Source organism: Gaiella sp., assembly GCF_057140465.1.
Window position 1 is genome coordinate 23,732 of the sequence record NZ_DBNHWK010000089.1, and the last position, 16,872, is coordinate 40,603.

Genomic DNA, 16,872 nt, shown 5'->3' on the forward strand with positions numbered 1-16,872 from the left:
ACCGAGGCCTCGCCGTGTCGACGCTGAGAGCCGGGCCGATCGACGTCCACCACCTCGGGTTCGAGCGCTTCGTCGGCGTCTACCTCCTCGACACCGACGAGGGGCTCGCGCTCTTCGACTGCGGGCCCGGCATCGCCCTCGACGGGCTCCGCGCAGGCCTCGCGGAGCACGGGCTGAGCCTCGACGAGGTCGACCACCTCCTGCTCTCCCACATCCATCTCGACCACGCCGGTGCGGCCGGCGCGGTCGTCCGCGAGAACCCGCGGATCCAGGTGCACGTCTCGGAGGTCGGCGCACCGCACCTCGTCGACCCGACGAAGCTCGAGGCGAGCGCCCGGCGCCTCTACGGCGACGCGTTCGACTCGCTCTGGGGCGAGCTCGTCCCGGTTCCCGAAGGGAACGTCCGCGTCGTCGGCGACGAGGTGCTCGGCCTCGAGTGCTTCCCGTCGCCCGGGCACGCCTCACACCACGTCTCCTACCTCGACGGCGAGGGGACGCTGTACTCCGGCGACGCGGCCGGCGTGCGCCTCACGCCCTCCCGCTTCGTGCTCCCGCCGCTGCCCCCGCCCGAGGTCGACCTCGAGGCGTGGGAGCGGACGATCCAGGAGATGGAGCACCGTTCACCTTCGCGTCTCGCGCTCGTCCACTTCGGGGTCTTCGAGGACGTCGAGGCGCACCTCGACCGGCTCCGGGGGACGATGCACCGCTGGTCGGAGTGGGTCGGTCACGGCATGGACGAGGAGACGTTCGCGACGGCCGTGCACGCCGACGTCGCCGCGAGCGACCCGGACGACGTCGACAACTACCTGACGATCGTCCCCGCCTGGCACGGCTTCCGGGGCCTCGAGCGCTACTGGCGCAAGCGCCACGAGGCCAGCACCGGTGCGTGATGCACTCGCACCGCTGACACACCGCGACTTCCGCCTGCTCTTCGCGGGGCGGGCGATCTCCTTCGCGGGCACGGCGATGGCACCGGTCGCGCTCGCCTTCGCGGTGCTCGAGCTCGACGGGTCCGCGACCGACCTCGGGCTCGTCCTCACGCTCGCGATCCTGCCCCAGGTCGTCTTCCTGCTCGTCGGCGGGGTCGTGGCCGACCGCCTGCCCCGACAGCACGTGATGGTGTGGGCGAACGTGCTCTCGGGGGTGGCGCAGGCGGTGGCGGCCGTCCTCCTGCTCACCGACCGCGCGGAGATCTGGCACCTCGCGGCCGTCGCCGTGGTGCGTGCCGTGGCGAGCTCGTTCTTCTTCCCCGCGCAACAGGGGATCGTCCCGCAGACGGTGCCGCTCGCGCTCCTCCAGCCCGCGAATGCGCTCCTGCGGCTCACGCTCAACGTCACCACGATCGGCGGCGCGGCCCTCGGCGGCGTGATCGTCGCCGCCGCCGGCCCGGGCTGGGCGATCGGCGTCGACGCGGTGACCTATCTCGTGGCGGCGGCGTTCCTGCTCCCGATGCGCGTCGTCGCACCGGCCAGGAGCGCCGCCTCCGGCTTCGTCTCCGAGCTGCGGCACGGCTGGGGCGAGTTCCGCTCGCGGACGTGGATCTGGGTCTGCGTGATCGGGTTCGCGTTCGCGAACGCGGCCTCGGCCTCGGCGACCCAGGTGCTCGGGCCGATCGTCGCGAAGGACGCCCTCGGCGGCGCGTCGGTGTGGGGGGTCGCGCTCGCCGCACAGGGCGTCGGACTGGTCGTCGGCGGGCTGATCGCCCTGCGGACCCGTCCGGCCTTTCCCCTGCGCAACGGGGTCGTGGCGATGACGCTGACCGTGCCGCCGCTCGTGCTGCTCGCCCTCGAGGCGCCCTGGCCCGCGCTGGCCCTGACGATGGTGGGGGGAGGGCTCGCGACCGAGCTGTTCTCCGTCTTCTGGGACACGTCCCTCCAGGGGCACGTTCCGAACGACGTGCTCTCCCGCGTCTCGGCCTGGGACGCCATGGGCTCGCTCGTGCTGATGCCGGTGGGGTTCGCCGTCGTCGGGCCGCTGAGCATCGCCCTCGGCGTCTCCGGGACGCTGTGGCTCTGCGCGCTCGTCACCCTCCTCGCGATCACGATGCAGCTGGCGTCGCGCAGCGTCCGCGTCCTCCCCCGCCCCAGTCTCGCCGACCTTTCCCACGCCCCCGCGGCCCACTAGGCTCCGTGCCGTGACCCGAGCGGAGCGCGTGATGCTCGACGCGTACCGGCGTTTCTCCGACGTCGTCGAGACCGACGGAGCAGTCGTCGTGCTCGTCCCCGAGGCGCCCGACTCCCCGATGCTGAATCGCATCGTCGGGCTGGGGGCCGACGGGCCCGCGACGGAGGCCCAGGTCGAGGAGGCGCTCGCCGCCGTGCCCTCCGGTGTCCGGTTCTACGTCGCGATCGCACCCGAGGCGGGGCCGCCCGCGCTCGCGGGGTGGCTGCAGGCGCGAGGGCTCGAGCCGGGGTGGGGCTGGATGACGTTCCGGCGGGGCCTGGACACGCTGCCGCAGGTCGAGAGCGGGCTCGCGCTCGTCGACGTCGAGTCCCCCGAGCACCGGGACGCGTTCGCGCGGATCGTGAGGATCGGCTACGGGCTGCCCGAGGCACTCGAGGGGCGTCTCCGCCGCACGCCCGACGCGGGCTGGGAGTGCCTGCTCGCCCTCGACGGCGACGAGCCCGCGGGCGCCGCCGCCCTCTACGTGTCCGAGGGGGCCGGCTACCTCGGGTTCGCGGCGACGCTCACCGAGCATCGGGGGAAGGGCGCACAGAGCCTGCTGCTCGCGGAGCGCATCCGCCGAGCCGCGGCCCGCGGGTGCGACGTGGTGCTGACCGAGACCGGTGAGCGCCGCGACGGCCTGCCGTCGAACTCGTATCGCAACATCCTCCGCGCGGGCTTCGTGGAGGTCGCGGTCACGGCCCACTGGGTCGGCGTCGCCGGCTGACGGCCGCCCGGAGGTCAGGCGGCGCCGTCGATCGCGTGTGCGCGGAGGTCGGCCTGCGTCACGAACTCGAGCGCCGAGGCATGGGTCGCGGCCAGGATCACCGGCGGCGCGACGTCGGCGTCGAGCGCCTCGCGCCAGCGATCGGCGCAGACGCACCAGCGGTCGCCCGGCCGGAGCCCCGGGAACCCCCACTCCGGGCGCGGTGTCGACAGGTCGTTCCCCACCGTCCGGCTGAAGGCGAGGAAGGCCTCCGTCATCTCGGCGCAGACGACGTGCATCCCGACGTCCTGCGGCCCCGTCCGGCACGTGCCGTCGCGGTAGAAGCCCGTGACGGGATCGAGCCCACAGGGCTCGAGCTCTCCGCCGAGCACGTTTCTCCCGGGCTCGCTGGATGCGCTCACGACGGCGAGCGTACCTTCACGCGAAGCCGGTGACGAGCCACCGGCGGCGCCGGAATCGGGCGCCCATCGTCGCGAGGCGGACGAGCAGGAGGACGACGAGTGCGAGCCAGACGCCGCGAACGCCCCCGTCGAGCAGGGACGCGGCGACGAGCCCGACGGCACAGCAGGCGAACGCGAGCACCATCGAGACCGCGATGAACCGCCCGTCGCTCGCCCCGATCAGGATCCCGTCGAGCGCGAAGACCGCGCCGTTCACGGGTTGCATGAGCGCGAACAGCGGCCACAGCTCGCGACACTGCTCGAGGACGGCCGAGTCGGACGAGAAGACACGCGGGAGCAGGTCGGCGAGCGCGAGCAGGAGTAGGGAGAACGCCACGCCCGTCGCCACCGAGAGCTGGATCATGCGGACGCTCGCGCTGAAGGCCTCGTCGGGACGGCTCGCCCCGAGCTCGCGGCCGACGATGATCTGGCCGGCGATCGCGAACGAGTCGAGCACGAGGGCGAGGAAGACCCAGAGCTGGAACGCAATCTGATGCGCGCCGAGCTGCGCGTCGCCGAACCGCGCGACGACGGCGCCCGCGAGCACGAACGAGGAGATGAGCGCCGCCGTGCGCACGAACAGGAACGCGCCGACGGAGAGCAGGCGGCGGGCCAGCCGCGGCACGACCGCCGCACGCGCCCAGCCGACGCGGCGCAGGATCACCCAGACGAAGAGGGCTCCCATGCCCGTCTGCGCGACCGCCGTGCCCCACGCCGACCCCTCGATCCCCCATCCGAACCCGTAGACGAAGACCACCTCGAGGATCGCGTTGGCGACGTTCCCGGCGATGAGGATCAGGAGCGGCGTGCGCAGGTCGGAGACGCCGCGCAGGTACCCCTGACCGCCGAGCGCCAGGAACGCGGACGGGAGCCCGAGCGACACGATCCGCAGGTACGTGACCGAGAGCTCGGCCGCACGTCCGTCGATGCCGATCGCCGCCACGATCGGGTCGGCGAGGGCGATCACGAGCGCCGTCAGCGCGATGCCGATGCCGAGGGACAGCCAGAGCGCCTGCGCGCCCATCCGCGCAGCCGTCTCCTCCTCCCCGGCCCCGATCGCGCGCGCCACCTGAGCGGTCGTCCCGTACTGGAGGAAGTTGAAGAGGGCGAGGACGGAGAGGGCCGTTGCCGCCGCACCCAGGGCGGCGAGCTCGGGGCGGCCGAGGTGACCGACGATCGCGGTGTCGACGAGGATGTAGAGCGGCTCCGCGGCGAGGGCGCCGAGCGCGGGCAGCGCGAGCCGCAGGATGTCGCGGTCGTACCGCGAGCGCAGCGTCACGGCGCCGCCGCCTACGCGTCGGCGCGTCGCACGATCCGCGATCCGCTCGACTGGGCGAGGGCCTTCATGACGATCTCGTCGACGTTCACGTGCGGCGGCCGCGTGAGCGCGAAGAGGACGCAGTCGGCGACGTCGTCCGCCGTCGGCGTGTCGACGCCCTCGTAGACGGCGGCTGCCGCGTCGGCGTCGCCCTTGAACCGCGTGAGCGAGAACTCGGTCTCGGTGACGAGCCCGGCGTCCACGGTCGTGATGCGGATCGGGCGGCCGAGCAGGTCCTCCCGCAGCGCGTACACGAAGCCGCGCAGGCCGAACTTGGCGGCGATGTAGGACGCGCCGTTCGGGTACGCCTGGCGGCCGGCGACGGAGCCGGTGAAGAGGATGTGCCCTCCGTCGCGGATGAACGGGAGGCAGAGGCGTGTCATGCGCAGTGCCCCGTCGACGTTCGTGTGGATCACCGTCGCCTCGTCCTCGGGCGTCGACTCCCAGAACGGCACGCGGCCGAGCGCCAGGCCCGCGTTGTTGTAGAGGATGTCGAAGGAGCCTCCGAGCGCGCCCACGGCGGCCTCGACGAACGCGCGCGCGCTCGCCTCGTCGGTGACGTCGAGCGCGAACGCCTCGTCCGCGTCGATCCGCTCCACACGTCGGGCGCCGCCCGCGACCCGGACGCCCGCCTCCCTGAGCTTGCGCACCGTGGCGGCGCCGATCCCGGACGAGGCCCCCGTCACGATCGCGGTCTTCCCGGCGAGCTCCACGACGCGAGCCTACACCGGTACCGGCAGGATCCCCCCTTCGAGGGACGACGGTCCCGCCCACGGCCGGAGAGACTGAGCCCGTGACCCCGAACGAGGGACAGATGACGGCACGGACGCCCGGCACGCTCTCCGGGACGGCGTGGCAGCGCATCGAGGATGCGGTGCGGCGATCACGCCCGGCCGGTGACGTCGCCGTCCTCCTGGACGAGATCCACGCGGCGCTCGCCGACGACGGGATCGCTCCGGGCTGGGTCGACCTCGCGATGGAGAACGCCCTGCTCGCGCAGGAAGTGGAGTTGGCCGCGAGCGTCGACCCGCTGACCGGCCTCCGGAACCGCAGCCGCTTCTTCGACGACCTCCGACGCGAGTTCGCGGCGGCGCGGCGCTACGACCACGCATTGTCGCTGCTCACGCTCGACGTGGACGGCCTCGCGACCGTCAACACGGAGCAGGGCTACGACGCCGGCGACCGCGTGCTCCTCGTCGTCGCGGAGCTGCTCCTCTCGCGCCTCCGCGTGAGCGACATCGCGGCGCGGATCGGCGGCGACGACTTCGCCGTGATCCTCCCGCACACCCCGCTCGACGGCGCGCACATCCTTGCGGGTCGCATCCGGGAGGCGCTCGGCGACGGGATCGACGTCGGCGTCGCCACGCTGACGCCGGACGTGACCTCCCCCGGCGAGCTCCTGCAGCTCGCGGACGCGGACCTCGCGTCGCCGTCGGGCGCCCGCTGAGCCCCGGGACGAGCACCCGTCCCGCCCGACCGCGCGCCCCTCGGACGAGCGTCGGTCCCGCCGGCCTCGCGTCGGCGCTCTACGTCGTGGCGAGCTCGATGCGCTCGATCGTGACGGCCGTCGTCGGGCGGTCGCGGGCGTCACGGTCGACGGCCGAGATCTCGTCGATGACGTCCTGACCGGTCGTCACCTGCCCGAAGACGGTGTGCTTCCCGTCGAGCCACGGGCAGGCGTCGGCCGTCACGATGAAGAACTGCGACCCGTTCGTGTTCGGGCCGGCGTTCGCCATCGCGAGCGCCCCGCGGACCACCTTGCGCTCGTTGAACTCGTCCTCGAACGTGTAGCCCGGTCCGCCGGTGCCGTCACCCCGCGGGCAGCCGCCCTGGATCATGAAGTCCGGGATCACGCGGTGGAACGAGAGGCCGTCGTAGAAGCCGTCTCCGGCGAGCGTGGTGAAGTTCTCGACCGTCTTCGGCGCGTCGTCGGCGAAGAGCTCGACCTCGATCACGCCGTTCGATGTGTGCAGCGTCGCGTGTGTCATGCGCGGGACGCTAGCAACGCCCGGCGTCGCCACGCCCCTTAACAGATCGCCAACAACCGCCGGAGCAACCCCGGACGTACACTGCTCCGATGGCCAGCGCGGAGCCGCTTCCCGGCACGTTCGCCCATAGCGAGGCGTCCCAGGAGCTCGCGTCGAACTGGCGGCGGCTGACGCGCGCCGCGACGTTCGTCGCCCTCCTGACGAGCCCCGCGCTGTACGTCTGGTTCACCCAGCAGCAGGGCTGGAGCTGGTGGACCGCGCTCCTCGCGTCGCTCGCGATGGTCGTCGCGTTCCGCGGGCTGGTCGATCTCCTCTTCCACCGCCTGATCCCCTGGCCGAGCCTCTTCGGGCTCGACAGCCCCGCCCTGCGCGAGGACGACGTCGTCGCCCGCCGGCGTGTCTGGTTCTGGCGCTTCTGGGTCAAGTTCGCGATCGTCGTCGGCGTCCTCTGGTTCCTCGCCTCGCGGTTCCTCAGCGCGGACCTGCTCATCCAGATCCTGCCGCTGATGGTGATGCTGCCGCTCTTCCTCGTCTTCAACTTCGTCATCCTCTTCGGCCCACTCCTCCTCATGAACCTCTCGCAGATCCAGGCCTTCGAGCCCGGCGATGCGCAGTGGGGCGTGAAGCTCGAGGACGTGCGCGGCCAGATCGAGGCGAAGGAGGAGGTGCGCCGCGTCGTCTCGATCTGGCAGTCCGGCGAGCAGTTCGAGCGGGCAGGCGGGAAGCGCGAGCGGGGGCTGCTCTTCCTCGGGGCGCCGGGAACCGGCAAGACCATGCTCGCGAAGGCGATCGCCACGGGCTTCAACTCGCCGTTCATCTCGATCCCCGGGTCGGGCTTCGCGGCGACGTTCATCGGGATCGACGCGATCATCGTCCGCATCCTCGCGCGTCGGGCGAAGAAGCTGGCCCGCAAGTGGGGCGGCCAGTGCATCGTGTTCATCGACGAGATCGACGCCGTCGGGATGCGCCGGCAGTCGCTCGGGCAGGGCGTGCCGGGGGCGTCCGGCTACACCGGTGACACCGACCCGGCCGAGTACCTGTTCTTCGGGCCGCACGGCGCCCTCACTCCCTCGGGCGACCTGATCCTGGAGACGCGGGCCTGGCGCGAGCGCCTGTTCGCGGAGCGCGAGCCCCGCCCGCAGACCGTTCCCGGGGGCATCTACGCGAAGCTCGAGTCGATCCGCAGCTTCATGTTCCCGGGCGGCATGGGCATGGGAGGCGGACTCGCCCTCAACCAGCTGCTCGTGGTGATGGACGGGATCGACAACCCGCCGTTCTTCAAGAAGTTCTTCACGAGCAAGCTGAACACGCTCCTCGACGGCGTCTACATCGTCCCGCGCCGAATCGGGAAGGTGTCGCTCCGCCTCCCCGCGGCCCGCCCGCGCAAGGAGCAGATCTACTTCATCGGGGCGACGAACGTCCCGCTGGAGCGACTCGACCCGGCCCTCACCCGCCCGGGGCGCATGGGCCGGCACGTCTGGTTCCGTACGCCGACGCAGCAGGACCGCCTCGACATCCTCGACCTCTACATCGGGAAGGTCGCGCACGACCCCGAGCTCGACGTCCCGCGGCGACGGCAGGAGATCGCCCGCGTCACGAACGGCTACTCCCCGGCGATGATCGAGCAGGTGACGTCGATGGCCCTGACGATCTCGCACCACTCGGGGCGCGAGGCGTTCACGTGGGAGGACCTCGTCGAGGCGATGACCACGCTCGAGGCCGGCACCGCGGTCGGCGTCGAGTACGTCCCCAAGGAGACCGAGGCCGTCGCCATCCACGAGGCCGGCCACGCGGCCTGCGGGCACGCGTACATGGAGGGCGCGGAGTCGACCCGCCTCTCGATCCGCATGCGGGGCGGCTCGCTCGGCCACCACCAGGCGCTCGAGAAGGAAGAGCGCTTCGGCCGCTTCCAGAGCGAGATGTTCGCCCGCCTCGTCTGGGGCCTGGGCGCGATGGCGGCGGAGCGGGTGTTCTACGGCGAGAACACCGTCGGCGTCGGCGGCGACGTGATGTCGGCGACCGCCCAGGCGGCGGCGATGGTCGGTGCGGCGGCGATGGGCCCCGAGCCCTTCGAGGTGACGCCGCTCCCGAACGAGACCGAGGAGGACGCGCACCGGCGCGTCCTGCAGCGGTTCGAGAGGATCGGCCTGCAGATCATGAACCGCACCGGCGGCGGCCCCTTCACCCAGGACCCGATCGCCGGCGCCCTCTCCGATCCCGCGAAGCGTGCGCTCGCGGCCCAGATCCTCGGACAGGCGTACGTCGCCGCGCACAACCTCGTCGTCCACAACCGCGTCGCGATCGAGGGGATCGCGACGACGCTGACCGAGAAGCGCGAGATCTTCGGCGACGAGCTGCTCGAGCTGCTCGACGGGTCGAAGATCGAGATCCCGACCGTCGACCTCTCCGACGAGGCGGCGTGGCCGCCGCTGTCGTTCTCGGCGCAGGTCGGGCCGCCCCGGCCGGCCATGCTGCCGGAGCAGGTGTCGGGGAACGGGACTCCGGGAGGCGAGGCGTGAGCGAGAGCACCGCCGAGCCGCCGATCATCGAGGCCGAGCCCGCCCGCCCGGTCACGGATGCGCCTCGCACGGCGAGGAGCGACCGCGAGCGGCGCTCGGGCTACCGCGGCCGCTTCGCCGCCATCTACCTCGCTCTCGCCGCCGTCGCGGGGGTCGGGATCGGGGCGTTCCTCGTCGTCGTCGCGAAGCCCGACTCCGGGCCCTCCCGGGCGTGGTCGACGTGGGAGCCGACCGGGAGCGAGACCGCGAAGACACGACAGATCGCCGACCACGTGTCGAAGCAGTACCGGACGGACGGGACCCAGCTCACCGTGGCGCTCGCCGGGCCGCCGCGCGTGACCTCCGCCGACGGCGAGGCGATCCAGGTGCCGATCAGCGCGCTCGCCGTCCTCCCCGACGCGTCCACCGGCCAGCAGGAGGAGGACGACGTCGAGATCGTCGGCACGCAGAAGACCCTCCAGGTCTCGCTGTGCGGCCTCGGCGAGGCCTGCTCGATCCCGTTCGGCGAGCCGTCCGAGGAGCGGCACACGCTGCTCCGGCGCCAGGCGCTCGAGATGGCGCTCTACACGTTCCACTACGTCGAGGGGATCGACCAGGTCGCAGTCCTGCTCCCACCGGCGCTCCCGGAGACGGCGGAGCAGGAGCTCTCGTCGACGGCCGTGTACCTCGAGCGCGGCGACGTGGCGCCCGAGCTGGAGCGGCCGCTCGCCCAGACGCTCAACCCGATCACGCCGGGGGTCGGCGAGATCGGCGCCACGGAGCTCGCGACGATCAACCGGATCACGCTCCCGCGGACGTACGGGTACGCCTACCGGCAGGCCCAGGACGGGAGCGCGATCATGCTGCTGAGCCCCATCGCCTAGCCGGATGCGCCCCGATCCGCGCGTCGTCCGCGCGAAGGAGCGGCTCGACCGCCTCGACTGGTGGCCGAGGCCCGTGCGGATCGACCGCGTCGCCGTCCTCGTGACGCCCTGGTTCTTCCGGCTCCCCTGGTTCCGGCGGTTCGACGGTCACGCGTTCCACGTCGGGATGCTGCTGCGCAGCGACGGCGTCTCCGACGACCTGATCACGCACGAGCTCTGCCACGTCTGGCAGATGCAGCACCACCCGATCCGGATGCCGCTGAGCTACCTGCTCTCCGGCTACTGGAACAACCCGTACGAGCGGCAGGCGAGAGCGGCGGTCGCCGCCACCCGGCCGACGGCTGCGGCGCCGTCCGTTCGGCCTTTGTAAGCGGCACCGACACGACACGGGCGTCGCGCTACCCTCGGAGTGTGCGGTTCAGGGCCGCAGGGGTCGCCGTCATGGTCGCCGCGGTGCTCGGCGGTGCGAGCACGGCGGGCGCCGACAGGAGCGCGACGGCGCCGCGCGTGACGATCGACGGCGCGAGCGTGGGGCCGTTCTCGGCGCTCGTGCGGTTCACCGTCGACCGGGCGGCACGGGTCGTCGTCGAGTACGGGACCGGCGCCGACACCCAGGTCTGGACGAAGGCCGTGTCGGTGCGGCCGGGGACGCGCGGGACGCTCCGGCTCACCGCGCTCGAGCCCGCGACGACGTATCGCTTCCGCGTGCTGGCGGCCGCCGGCAAGGCCCGCGGCTCCGCCCAGGGCGGCCTCACCACCCCGGCGATGCCGACGTCCGTTCGCGGGCGGACGATCCGCGACGCGCTCGTCGTCAACGGCCAGCGGTTCTTCCCGCGGATGGTCTGGCACCAGTGCCCCTATGCGTACCCGGCCAGCCTCGCCGCCGGCATCAACGCGTTCATGGGCGCAGGGTGCGTCTCCCCGCAGGCGCAGCTGCGCCGGCTGGCCGGACGGGCGCTCTCGATCATCGACATCGCGAAGCGGAACGTCACGGGGCCCGGCATCGTGGGCTGGCACCACCTCGACGAGGCAGACGAGCACGTCGGCTCACCGGAGGGCATCCCCCGTGTCCCCTCGTCGCGCGAGACCGGCCGGGTCACGTTCCTCACGCTGACCAATCACTTCTACAGCGGGTCGTCGCCGCTTCCCGGCGTCGACCGGGAGATGTACACGGGCCTGATCGACCGTACCGAGATGGTCGGGTTCGACCTGTACCCGCTGCAGATCTGGTGCCGGAAGGACCGCTTCCACGACCTGTACGAGGCGCAACGCGAGCTCGTCGCACTCGCAGCCGGCAAGCCGACGTTCCAGTGGGTGGAGGCGGGCCCGATGAACCAGTGCTTCGGCCTCGACCCGAGCCCGGCGCTCGTGCGCGCCGAGACCTGGCTCGCGATCGCGGGCGGAGCACGCGGCATCGGCTTCTTCCCCGATCAGTGGCGACCCGACGTGAGGGCCGAGGTGCGCCGGCTCTCGACCGAGATCGCCTCGCTGTCGGCGGCGCTGCTCGCCCCGGCCGGGGTCGCGACGGTCGCTGCACCGAGCCCGATCCGCGTGGGCGTCCGGCGCTGGAACGGCGCCACGTACGTGATCGCGGTCAACCCGACGTTCGCGCGCGTCGGGGCCACGATCACCGTCCCCGGCCTCGGCACGCGGGGGCTACGGGTCTACGGCACCGGGCGCTGGATCACCGCGCGCAACGGCATCCTCTCCGACCGCTTCCGCGGCCTCGAAGCGCGGATCTACGTGGCTCCCCCGGCGGGGGCGTTCTGACCGCCGCTGACCACGACCCGACCGGACGCGAGCACCGTGTCGACGAGCGGGACTCCGGGGCGGTAGGCCAGGTGCGCGTACCCCGGTGCCGCCAGCACGACGAGATCGCCCCGACAGCCGGGTGAGAGCCGTCCGACGTCGTCGCGCCGCAGCGCGCGGGCACCGCCGGCGGTCGCCGCCCACAGCGCCTCCTCGACCGTGAGGCCCATCTCGCGCACGGCGACCGCGATGCAGAAGGCAGTCGACGTCGTGTAGCTCGACCCCGGATTGCAGTTCGTGGCGATCGCCACCGTCGCCCCCGCGTCGACGAGGCGCCGCCCGTCCGCGTACGGGGCCCGCGTCGAGAAGTCGGTTGCGGGGAGGATCGTGGCGACGGTGTCACCGGCCGCGAGCGCGGCCACGTCCTCGTCGGACAGGTAGTTGCAGTGATCCGCGGAGGCGGCGCCGAGCTCGACCGCGAGCTGCACACCGGGGCCGTGGCCGAGCTGGTTCGCGTGCACCCGCAGGCCGAGCCCCGCGGCGGCGCCCGCCGCGAGCACCCGCCGCGACTGCTCCGCGTCGAAGGCGCCGCGCTCGCAGAACACGTCCACCCAGCGTGAGAGGGGGGCGCACGAGGCGAGCATCTCCCCGCAGACGAGGCCGACGTACCCGTCGGGATCCTCGGCCCATTGCTCCGGCACGACGTGCGCCCCGAGAAAGGTGACGTCGTCGGTGAGCTCGCCCGCGAGCCGGCACAGCCGGGCTTCGCCCTCCACGTCGAGCGCGTAGCCGGACTTGATCTCGAGGTGCGTGATGCCGGCCCGGAGCGCCTCGTCGCGTCGGGCAGCGGCGAGCGCGCGCAGGTCGACGTCGGCGGCAGCGCGGGTCGCATCCGTCGTGACGCGGATCCCGCCCGCCGCATAGGGGCGCCCCGCCATGCGAGCCGCGAACTCGTCGGCGCGGTCGCCGGCGAAGACGAGGTGGGTGTGGCTGTCGACGAACCCGGGGATCACGCAGCGGCCGCCGGCGTCGAGACGCTCGTCTGCGGCGACCGGGCCCACATCCCGCACGTCGGCCACGCGCCCGTCCTCGAGCACGACCGCCGCATCCCGCCGGATGCCGAGCGGCCCCTCGCCGAGCGCCGGGTCGTTCGTGACCAGCAGCCCGATGCGGTCGACGACCAGCGACCGGCTCATGCGTCGATCGCGCGCCGGAGCGCATCGGGGACGTCGATCGACACGTGGCGTCCGTCGCGCACCACCCAGTCCCCGCCCACCATCGTCGCGGTGACGTCGCCGGCCGCCGCCGCGTGCACGGCCCCCTCGACGAGGTGGGCGACCGGGATCCCTGCCAGCCGGCTCCCCTGCAGCGACAGGACCGTGAGGTCGGCGAGGGCCCCGGGCCCGAGCCGGCCCCCGTCGTCCCAGCCGAGCGCCCGGTACCCGTTCTCGGTCGCCGCCCGGAGGAGGTCCCGGCCGGCGTGGAGGCCGCGCTTCAGGGTCACGAGACGCTCGTCGAGCTCCACCGCGCGCGCCTCCTCGAGGAGGTCGACGACGGCGTGGGAGTCGGATCCGACGCACAGTGAGGCTCCCGCCCGGGCGACTCGTGACGCGCCGCCGACACCGTCGGCGAGGTCGCGCTCCGTCGTCGGACAGAGGCAGACGGACGAGCCGGAGCGGCCGAGCACGTCGACGTCGGCGTCGGTGAGGTGCGTGGCGTGGACGGCGGTGAACCGGGGCCCGAGCGCGCCGGCGTCGGAGAGCACCGTGGTCGGCGTGCCGTGGTAGGTGGCGAGGCAGGCGGCGTTCTCGGCCGGCTGCTCCGAGACGTGTGCGTGGAGCGGGGTCGCGTGGGCTTCCGCCCAGCGCGCGACCTCCTCGATCGACGCGGGGTCGACGGCCCGGACGCTGTGGACGGCGGCACCGACACGGGACGCCCGGCCCTCGAGCCCGAGCAGGTGCTCGACGCGGCTCGCCCAGGCCGCGGCGTCGGCGTCGGCGAACCGTCGCTGCACGTCGCCCGGCGGCCTGCCGATGCCGCCGTGGAGGTAGCAGGTGTCGAGCAGCGTGATGCGAAGCCCCACCTCCGCTGCCGCGGCGAGCATCCTCCGCCCCGTCTCGTTCGGGTCCGCGTACGGCACGCCGCCCGGCGCGTGATGCAGGTAGTGGAACTCGCCGACGACGGCGACCCCGGCCTCGGCCATCTCGGCGAAGACCGCCCGTGCGATCGCGTGGAGCGCGTCGGGGTCGAGGGTCCCCGCGAGGCGGTACATGAGATCGCGCCACGCCCAGAAGCTGTCCGCACCGGCGACCTGCGTCCGGCCGCGGAGCGCGCGCTGGAAGGCGTGCGAATGGACGTTTGCGAGCCCGGGGAGCACGAGGCCCTGGACGGGCTCGACGCCGGGGCCGGGCGAGCCGACCCCGGATCGCAGCGCCGCGATCCGGTCACCCTCGATGTCGAGCTCGACCCCCGGCTCGACGCCGTCTCCGCCGAGCCACGCGTACTCGCACCAGAGCGTCATCACGTGCGCGGACTCTACGACAGCGCGGTCGCCCCGGCTCGCGCTGCCGGGCAGCACCTCTCGGCCCGCCACGCCGCCGGACGGTCTACGGTTCCCCCGTGATCGAGCTCACCCCCGCCGGGCTCACGCCGGAGGAGGTCGTCGCGGTTGCCCGCGACGACGCGGCGGTGGCGCTCGGCGACGCCTCGCGTGCGGCGATGGCCGCGAGCGCCGCGGAGGTCGAGGCGCACGTCGAGTCGGGCGCAGCCGTGTACGGGGTCACCACCGGGTTCGGGTCGCTCGCGAATCGCTCGATCCCGACCGAGCGGACGGCGGAGATGCAGCTCGCCCTGCTCCGCTCGCACGCCGCCGGCATGGGCGCGCCGCTCGAGCGCGACGTGGTGCGGGCGATGATCGTGCTCCGCGCCCGCAGCCTCGCCTTCGGGTACTCGGGGGCGCGACCCGAGGTCGTCGACGCGATGCTCGGGCTGCTCGCCGCGGGCCTGACGCCGGTCGTCCCGGAGTACGGGTCGCTCGGCGCGAGCGGCGACCTCGCACCGCTCGCGCACTGCGGCCTCGCGCTCGTGGGCGAGGGCGAGCTGGTCGACGCCGCCGGGCGCGCCCGCCCGGCGGCCGAGGCGCTGCACGAGGCAGGCCTGAGCCCGCTCGTGCTCCGGGCGAAGGAGGGACTGGCGCTGATCAACGGCACCGACGGGATGCTGGGCCAGCTCGTGCTCGCACTGCACGACCTCGAGGCGCTGCTGCGGGCGGCGGACGTCACGGCGGCGATGAGCGTGGAGGCGCTCCTCGGCACCGACCGCGCGTTCGCCGCCGACCTCGTGGCCCTGCGGCGACAGGTCGGGCAGGCCGCCAGCGCCTCGAACCTCCGCGCCCTCCTCGCCGGCTCGGCGATCGTGGCGAGCCACCGCGAGGGCGACGACCGCGTGCAGGACGCGTACTCGCTCCGCTGCACGCCGCAGGTGCACGGCGCGGCCCGGGACGCTGTCGCCTATGCGGCGCAGGTCGCCGAGCGCGAGCTCGCGTCGGCGATCGACAACCCGATGGTCCTGCCCGACGGACGGGTGGAGTCGTGCGGCAACTTCCACGGCGCGCCGCTCGCGCAGGCGTGCGACCTCCTCGCAATCGCCGTCGCGGACATCGGCGCGATCGCCGAGCGCCGGACCGACCGGATGCTCGACGCACGGCGCTCGGACGGCCTGCCACCGTTCCTCGCACCCGATGCCGGCGTCGACTCGGGCCTGATGATCGCGCAGTACACCCAGGCGGCGCTCGTCGCCGAGAACCGCCGCCTCGCCGTGCCGGCGAGCGTCGACACGCTGCCGACGAGCGCGATGCAGGAGGACCACGTCTCCCTCGGGTGGGGTGCCGCGAGGAAGCTGCGCACCTCGGTCGCGAACCTCCGGCGCGTGCTCGCCGTCGAGCTCGTCTGCGCTGCGCGCGCGCTCGACCTGCGCAGCCCGCTCGGGCCGGCCGCGGGGACCGGCGCCGCCCGGGACGCCGTGCGCGAGCGGGTGCCGGGGCCCGGCCCCGACCGCGCGGTCGCACCCGAGCTCGCGGCCGCCGAGCGGCTGCTCGCCGACGGCGCGATCCTGGCCGCCGTCGAGGCGGTCGCGGGCCCGCTCGCCTGACGTTGCGACCCGCGGGGCTGGTAGGGGGCGCGGGCACGGAACCGCCGCAGGAACTGCCGTAGGATCGCGCCGTGGAGTGGAGCGAGATCCTGGAGCGGCGGCGGATGGTGAGGAGCTACCTGCCCGACCCGGTGCCCGACGAGACCGTTCGGCGGATCGTCGCCACCGTGAGGCGGGCCCCGAGCGCGGGCTTCAGCCAGGGACATCGGCTCGTCGTCGTCACGGAGCCGGAGACGCGCCGCGAGCTCGCACGCCTCGCCGGCGAGGAGGAGTACGTTGCGGCGGGGGGCCGGCCGTGGATCTCGACGGTCCCGGTTCACGTCGTCGTCGGCGTGCGCGAGGAGAGCTACCACGAGCGGTACCGCAAGCCCGACAAGCTCCGCGACGGCGAGGAGATCGGCTGGCCGGCGCCGTACTGGTACGTCGACGCCGGCTCGCTGTTCCTGCTGCTGCAGCTTGCTGCCATCGACGAGGGCCTCGCGTCCGGGGTGTACGGGGTCGTGCCGGAGCAGGTGCCGGAGCTGAAGGCCCTGGTCGGGCTCCCCGAGGACGTGCATTTCGTCTGTGTGGTCACGATCGGCGTCCCCGCACCGGACGGGGCGGGGGTCAGCTCTCGGACGACGCAGCGGCGGCTTCCACTCGACGAGCTCGCCCGCTGGGAGCGGTGGGAGTAGGCCGGCGGCCGGGGCGACGCGTCGCACCGCTATCCTCGGCGGGCCGCGCCCCCATCGACTAGCGGCCTAGGTCACCACCCTTTCAAGGTGGCAGCACGGGTTCGAATCCCGTTGGGGGCATCGCACGGCGAGGCCTGTGCGCCCCGTCCCCTGCGGCCCGCGGGGACTCGCGTTTCCCCGACGGCGACAGGATGTTATGTTTGGCGGGTCGCGGGTGGGCGCCCGCCGTTCGGAGTAGGCGGACATCGAAGGTCGAATGAACGCTGCCGGGAGGTCAGGAGC

General features: G+C 73.4%; 16 protein-coding genes and 1 tRNA gene. 11 read left to right on the forward strand and 6 right to left on the reverse strand.

All coding sequences use genetic code 11. The annotated features are described in order from the left end of the window. Positions 1-14 precede the first annotated feature (14 nt). Genes AC162C_RS12615 through AC162C_RS12625 form a run of 3 tightly spaced genes read left to right on the forward strand, consistent with a single transcriptional unit; the run spans position 15 to position 2,890 of the window. Positions 15-890, forward strand: coding sequence for an MBL fold metallo-hydrolase (locus AC162C_RS12615; protein WP_484097848.1), 876 nt, complete (start codon positions 15-17; stop codon positions 888-890). Beyond that, a complete protein-coding gene (locus tag AC162C_RS12620) occupies positions 883-2,124 on the forward strand; it encodes an MFS transporter (protein WP_484097849.1) in 1,242 nt (413 codons plus the stop codon). The genes AC162C_RS12615 and AC162C_RS12620 overlap by 8 nt, the downstream gene beginning before the upstream one ends. 10 nt (positions 2,125-2,134) lie before the next feature. Further along, positions 2,135-2,890, forward strand: coding sequence for a GNAT family N-acetyltransferase (locus AC162C_RS12625; RefSeq protein ID WP_484097850.1), 756 nt, complete (start codon positions 2,135-2,137; stop codon positions 2,888-2,890). A 14-nt stretch (positions 2,891-2,904) separates the two neighbouring features. Here the strand turns inward: AC162C_RS12625 and AC162C_RS12630 are convergent, their stop codons facing one another. Genes AC162C_RS12630 through AC162C_RS12640 form a run of 3 tightly spaced genes read right to left on the reverse strand, consistent with a single transcriptional unit; the run spans position 2,905 to position 5,361 of the window. Then, positions 2,905-3,291 carry a DUF2237 family protein gene (locus tag AC162C_RS12630; RefSeq protein ID WP_484097851.1) on the reverse strand — a complete coding sequence of 129 codons (387 nt, stop codon included), beginning with the start codon at positions 3,289-3,291 and terminating at the stop codon, positions 2,905-2,907. A gap of 16 nt (positions 3,292-3,307) precedes the next feature. Next, the gene (locus AC162C_RS12635) at positions 3,308-4,609 is read right to left on the reverse strand and encodes an MATE family efflux transporter (protein ID WP_484097852.1); all 1,302 of its coding nucleotides are present in this window, start codon (positions 4,607-4,609) and stop codon (positions 3,308-3,310) included. An 11-nt stretch (positions 4,610-4,620) separates the two neighbouring features. Then, positions 4,621-5,361, reverse strand: coding sequence for an SDR family NAD(P)-dependent oxidoreductase (locus AC162C_RS12640; protein WP_484097853.1), 741 nt, complete (start codon positions 5,359-5,361; stop codon positions 4,621-4,623). 80 nt (positions 5,362-5,441) lie between these two features. Between AC162C_RS12640 and AC162C_RS12645 the strand changes: the two genes are divergently transcribed. Further along, the gene (locus AC162C_RS12645) at positions 5,442-6,095 is read left to right on the forward strand and encodes a GGDEF domain-containing protein (RefSeq protein ID WP_484097854.1); all 654 of its coding nucleotides are present in this window, start codon (positions 5,442-5,444) and stop codon (positions 6,093-6,095) included. Between the two features lie 79 nt (positions 6,096-6,174). Here AC162C_RS12645 and AC162C_RS12650 read toward each other — a convergent pair whose 3' ends face one another. Next, the gene (locus AC162C_RS12650) at positions 6,175-6,636 is read right to left on the reverse strand and encodes a peptidylprolyl isomerase (protein ID WP_484097855.1); all 462 of its coding nucleotides are present in this window, start codon (positions 6,634-6,636) and stop codon (positions 6,175-6,177) included. 89 nt (positions 6,637-6,725) lie between these two features. Here AC162C_RS12650 and AC162C_RS12655 point away from each other — a divergent pair, with 89 nt between their 5' ends. From AC162C_RS12655 to AC162C_RS12670, 4 genes are read left to right on the forward strand one after another with little or no spacing between them, the layout of a single operon-like run. After that, the gene (locus tag AC162C_RS12655; protein ID WP_484097856.1) at positions 6,726-9,155 is read left to right on the forward strand and encodes an AAA family ATPase; all 2,430 of its coding nucleotides are present in this window, start codon (positions 6,726-6,728) and stop codon (positions 9,153-9,155) included. Further along, a complete protein-coding gene (locus AC162C_RS12660) occupies positions 9,152-10,018 on the forward strand; it encodes a hypothetical protein (protein WP_484097857.1) in 867 nt (288 codons plus the stop codon). The genes AC162C_RS12655 and AC162C_RS12660 overlap by 4 nt, the downstream gene beginning before the upstream one ends. Before the next feature lie 4 nt (positions 10,019-10,022). After that, positions 10,023-10,388 carry a hypothetical protein gene (locus tag AC162C_RS12665; RefSeq protein ID WP_484097858.1) on the forward strand — a complete coding sequence of 122 codons (366 nt, stop codon included), beginning with the start codon at positions 10,023-10,025 and terminating at the stop codon, positions 10,386-10,388. 41 nt (positions 10,389-10,429) lie between these two features. Next, entirely contained in the window at positions 10,430-11,788 is a 1,359-nt protein-coding gene (locus tag AC162C_RS12670; protein ID WP_484097859.1) for a fibronectin type III domain-containing protein, read from the forward strand. On the opposite strand, the gene hutI is transcribed toward AC162C_RS12670, so the two are convergent. Together hutI and AC162C_RS12680 are read right to left on the reverse strand one after the other, a co-directional pair. Further along, the gene (hutI, locus tag AC162C_RS12675; RefSeq protein ID WP_484097860.1) at positions 11,758-12,963 is read right to left on the reverse strand and encodes an imidazolonepropionase; all 1,206 of its coding nucleotides are present in this window, start codon (positions 12,961-12,963) and stop codon (positions 11,758-11,760) included. The genes AC162C_RS12670 and hutI overlap by 31 nt on opposite strands. Beyond that, the gene (locus tag AC162C_RS12680) at positions 12,960-14,288 is read right to left on the reverse strand and encodes a formimidoylglutamate deiminase (RefSeq protein ID WP_484097874.1); all 1,329 of its coding nucleotides are present in this window, start codon (positions 14,286-14,288) and stop codon (positions 12,960-12,962) included. Before AC162C_RS12680 ends, hutI begins: the two co-directional genes overlap by 4 nt. A gap of 98 nt (positions 14,289-14,386) precedes the next feature. Between AC162C_RS12680 and hutH the strand changes: the two genes are divergently transcribed. The 3 genes from hutH (at position 14,387) to AC162C_RS12695 (ending at position 16,710) form a co-directional block, all read left to right on the forward strand. Next, positions 14,387-15,916: a histidine ammonia-lyase gene (hutH, locus tag AC162C_RS12685; RefSeq protein WP_484097861.1), complete on the forward strand. Its 1,530-nt coding sequence runs from the start codon at positions 14,387-14,389 to the stop codon at positions 15,914-15,916. 71 nt (positions 15,917-15,987) lie between these two features. Further along, positions 15,988-16,590: a nitroreductase family protein gene (locus AC162C_RS12690; RefSeq protein WP_484097862.1), complete on the forward strand. Its 603-nt coding sequence runs from the start codon at positions 15,988-15,990 to the stop codon at positions 16,588-16,590. Between the two features lie 47 nt (positions 16,591-16,637). After that, positions 16,638-16,710: transfer RNA gene (locus AC162C_RS12695), tRNA-Glu, on the forward strand. The last annotated feature ends 162 nt before the right edge of the window (positions 16,711-16,872 follow it).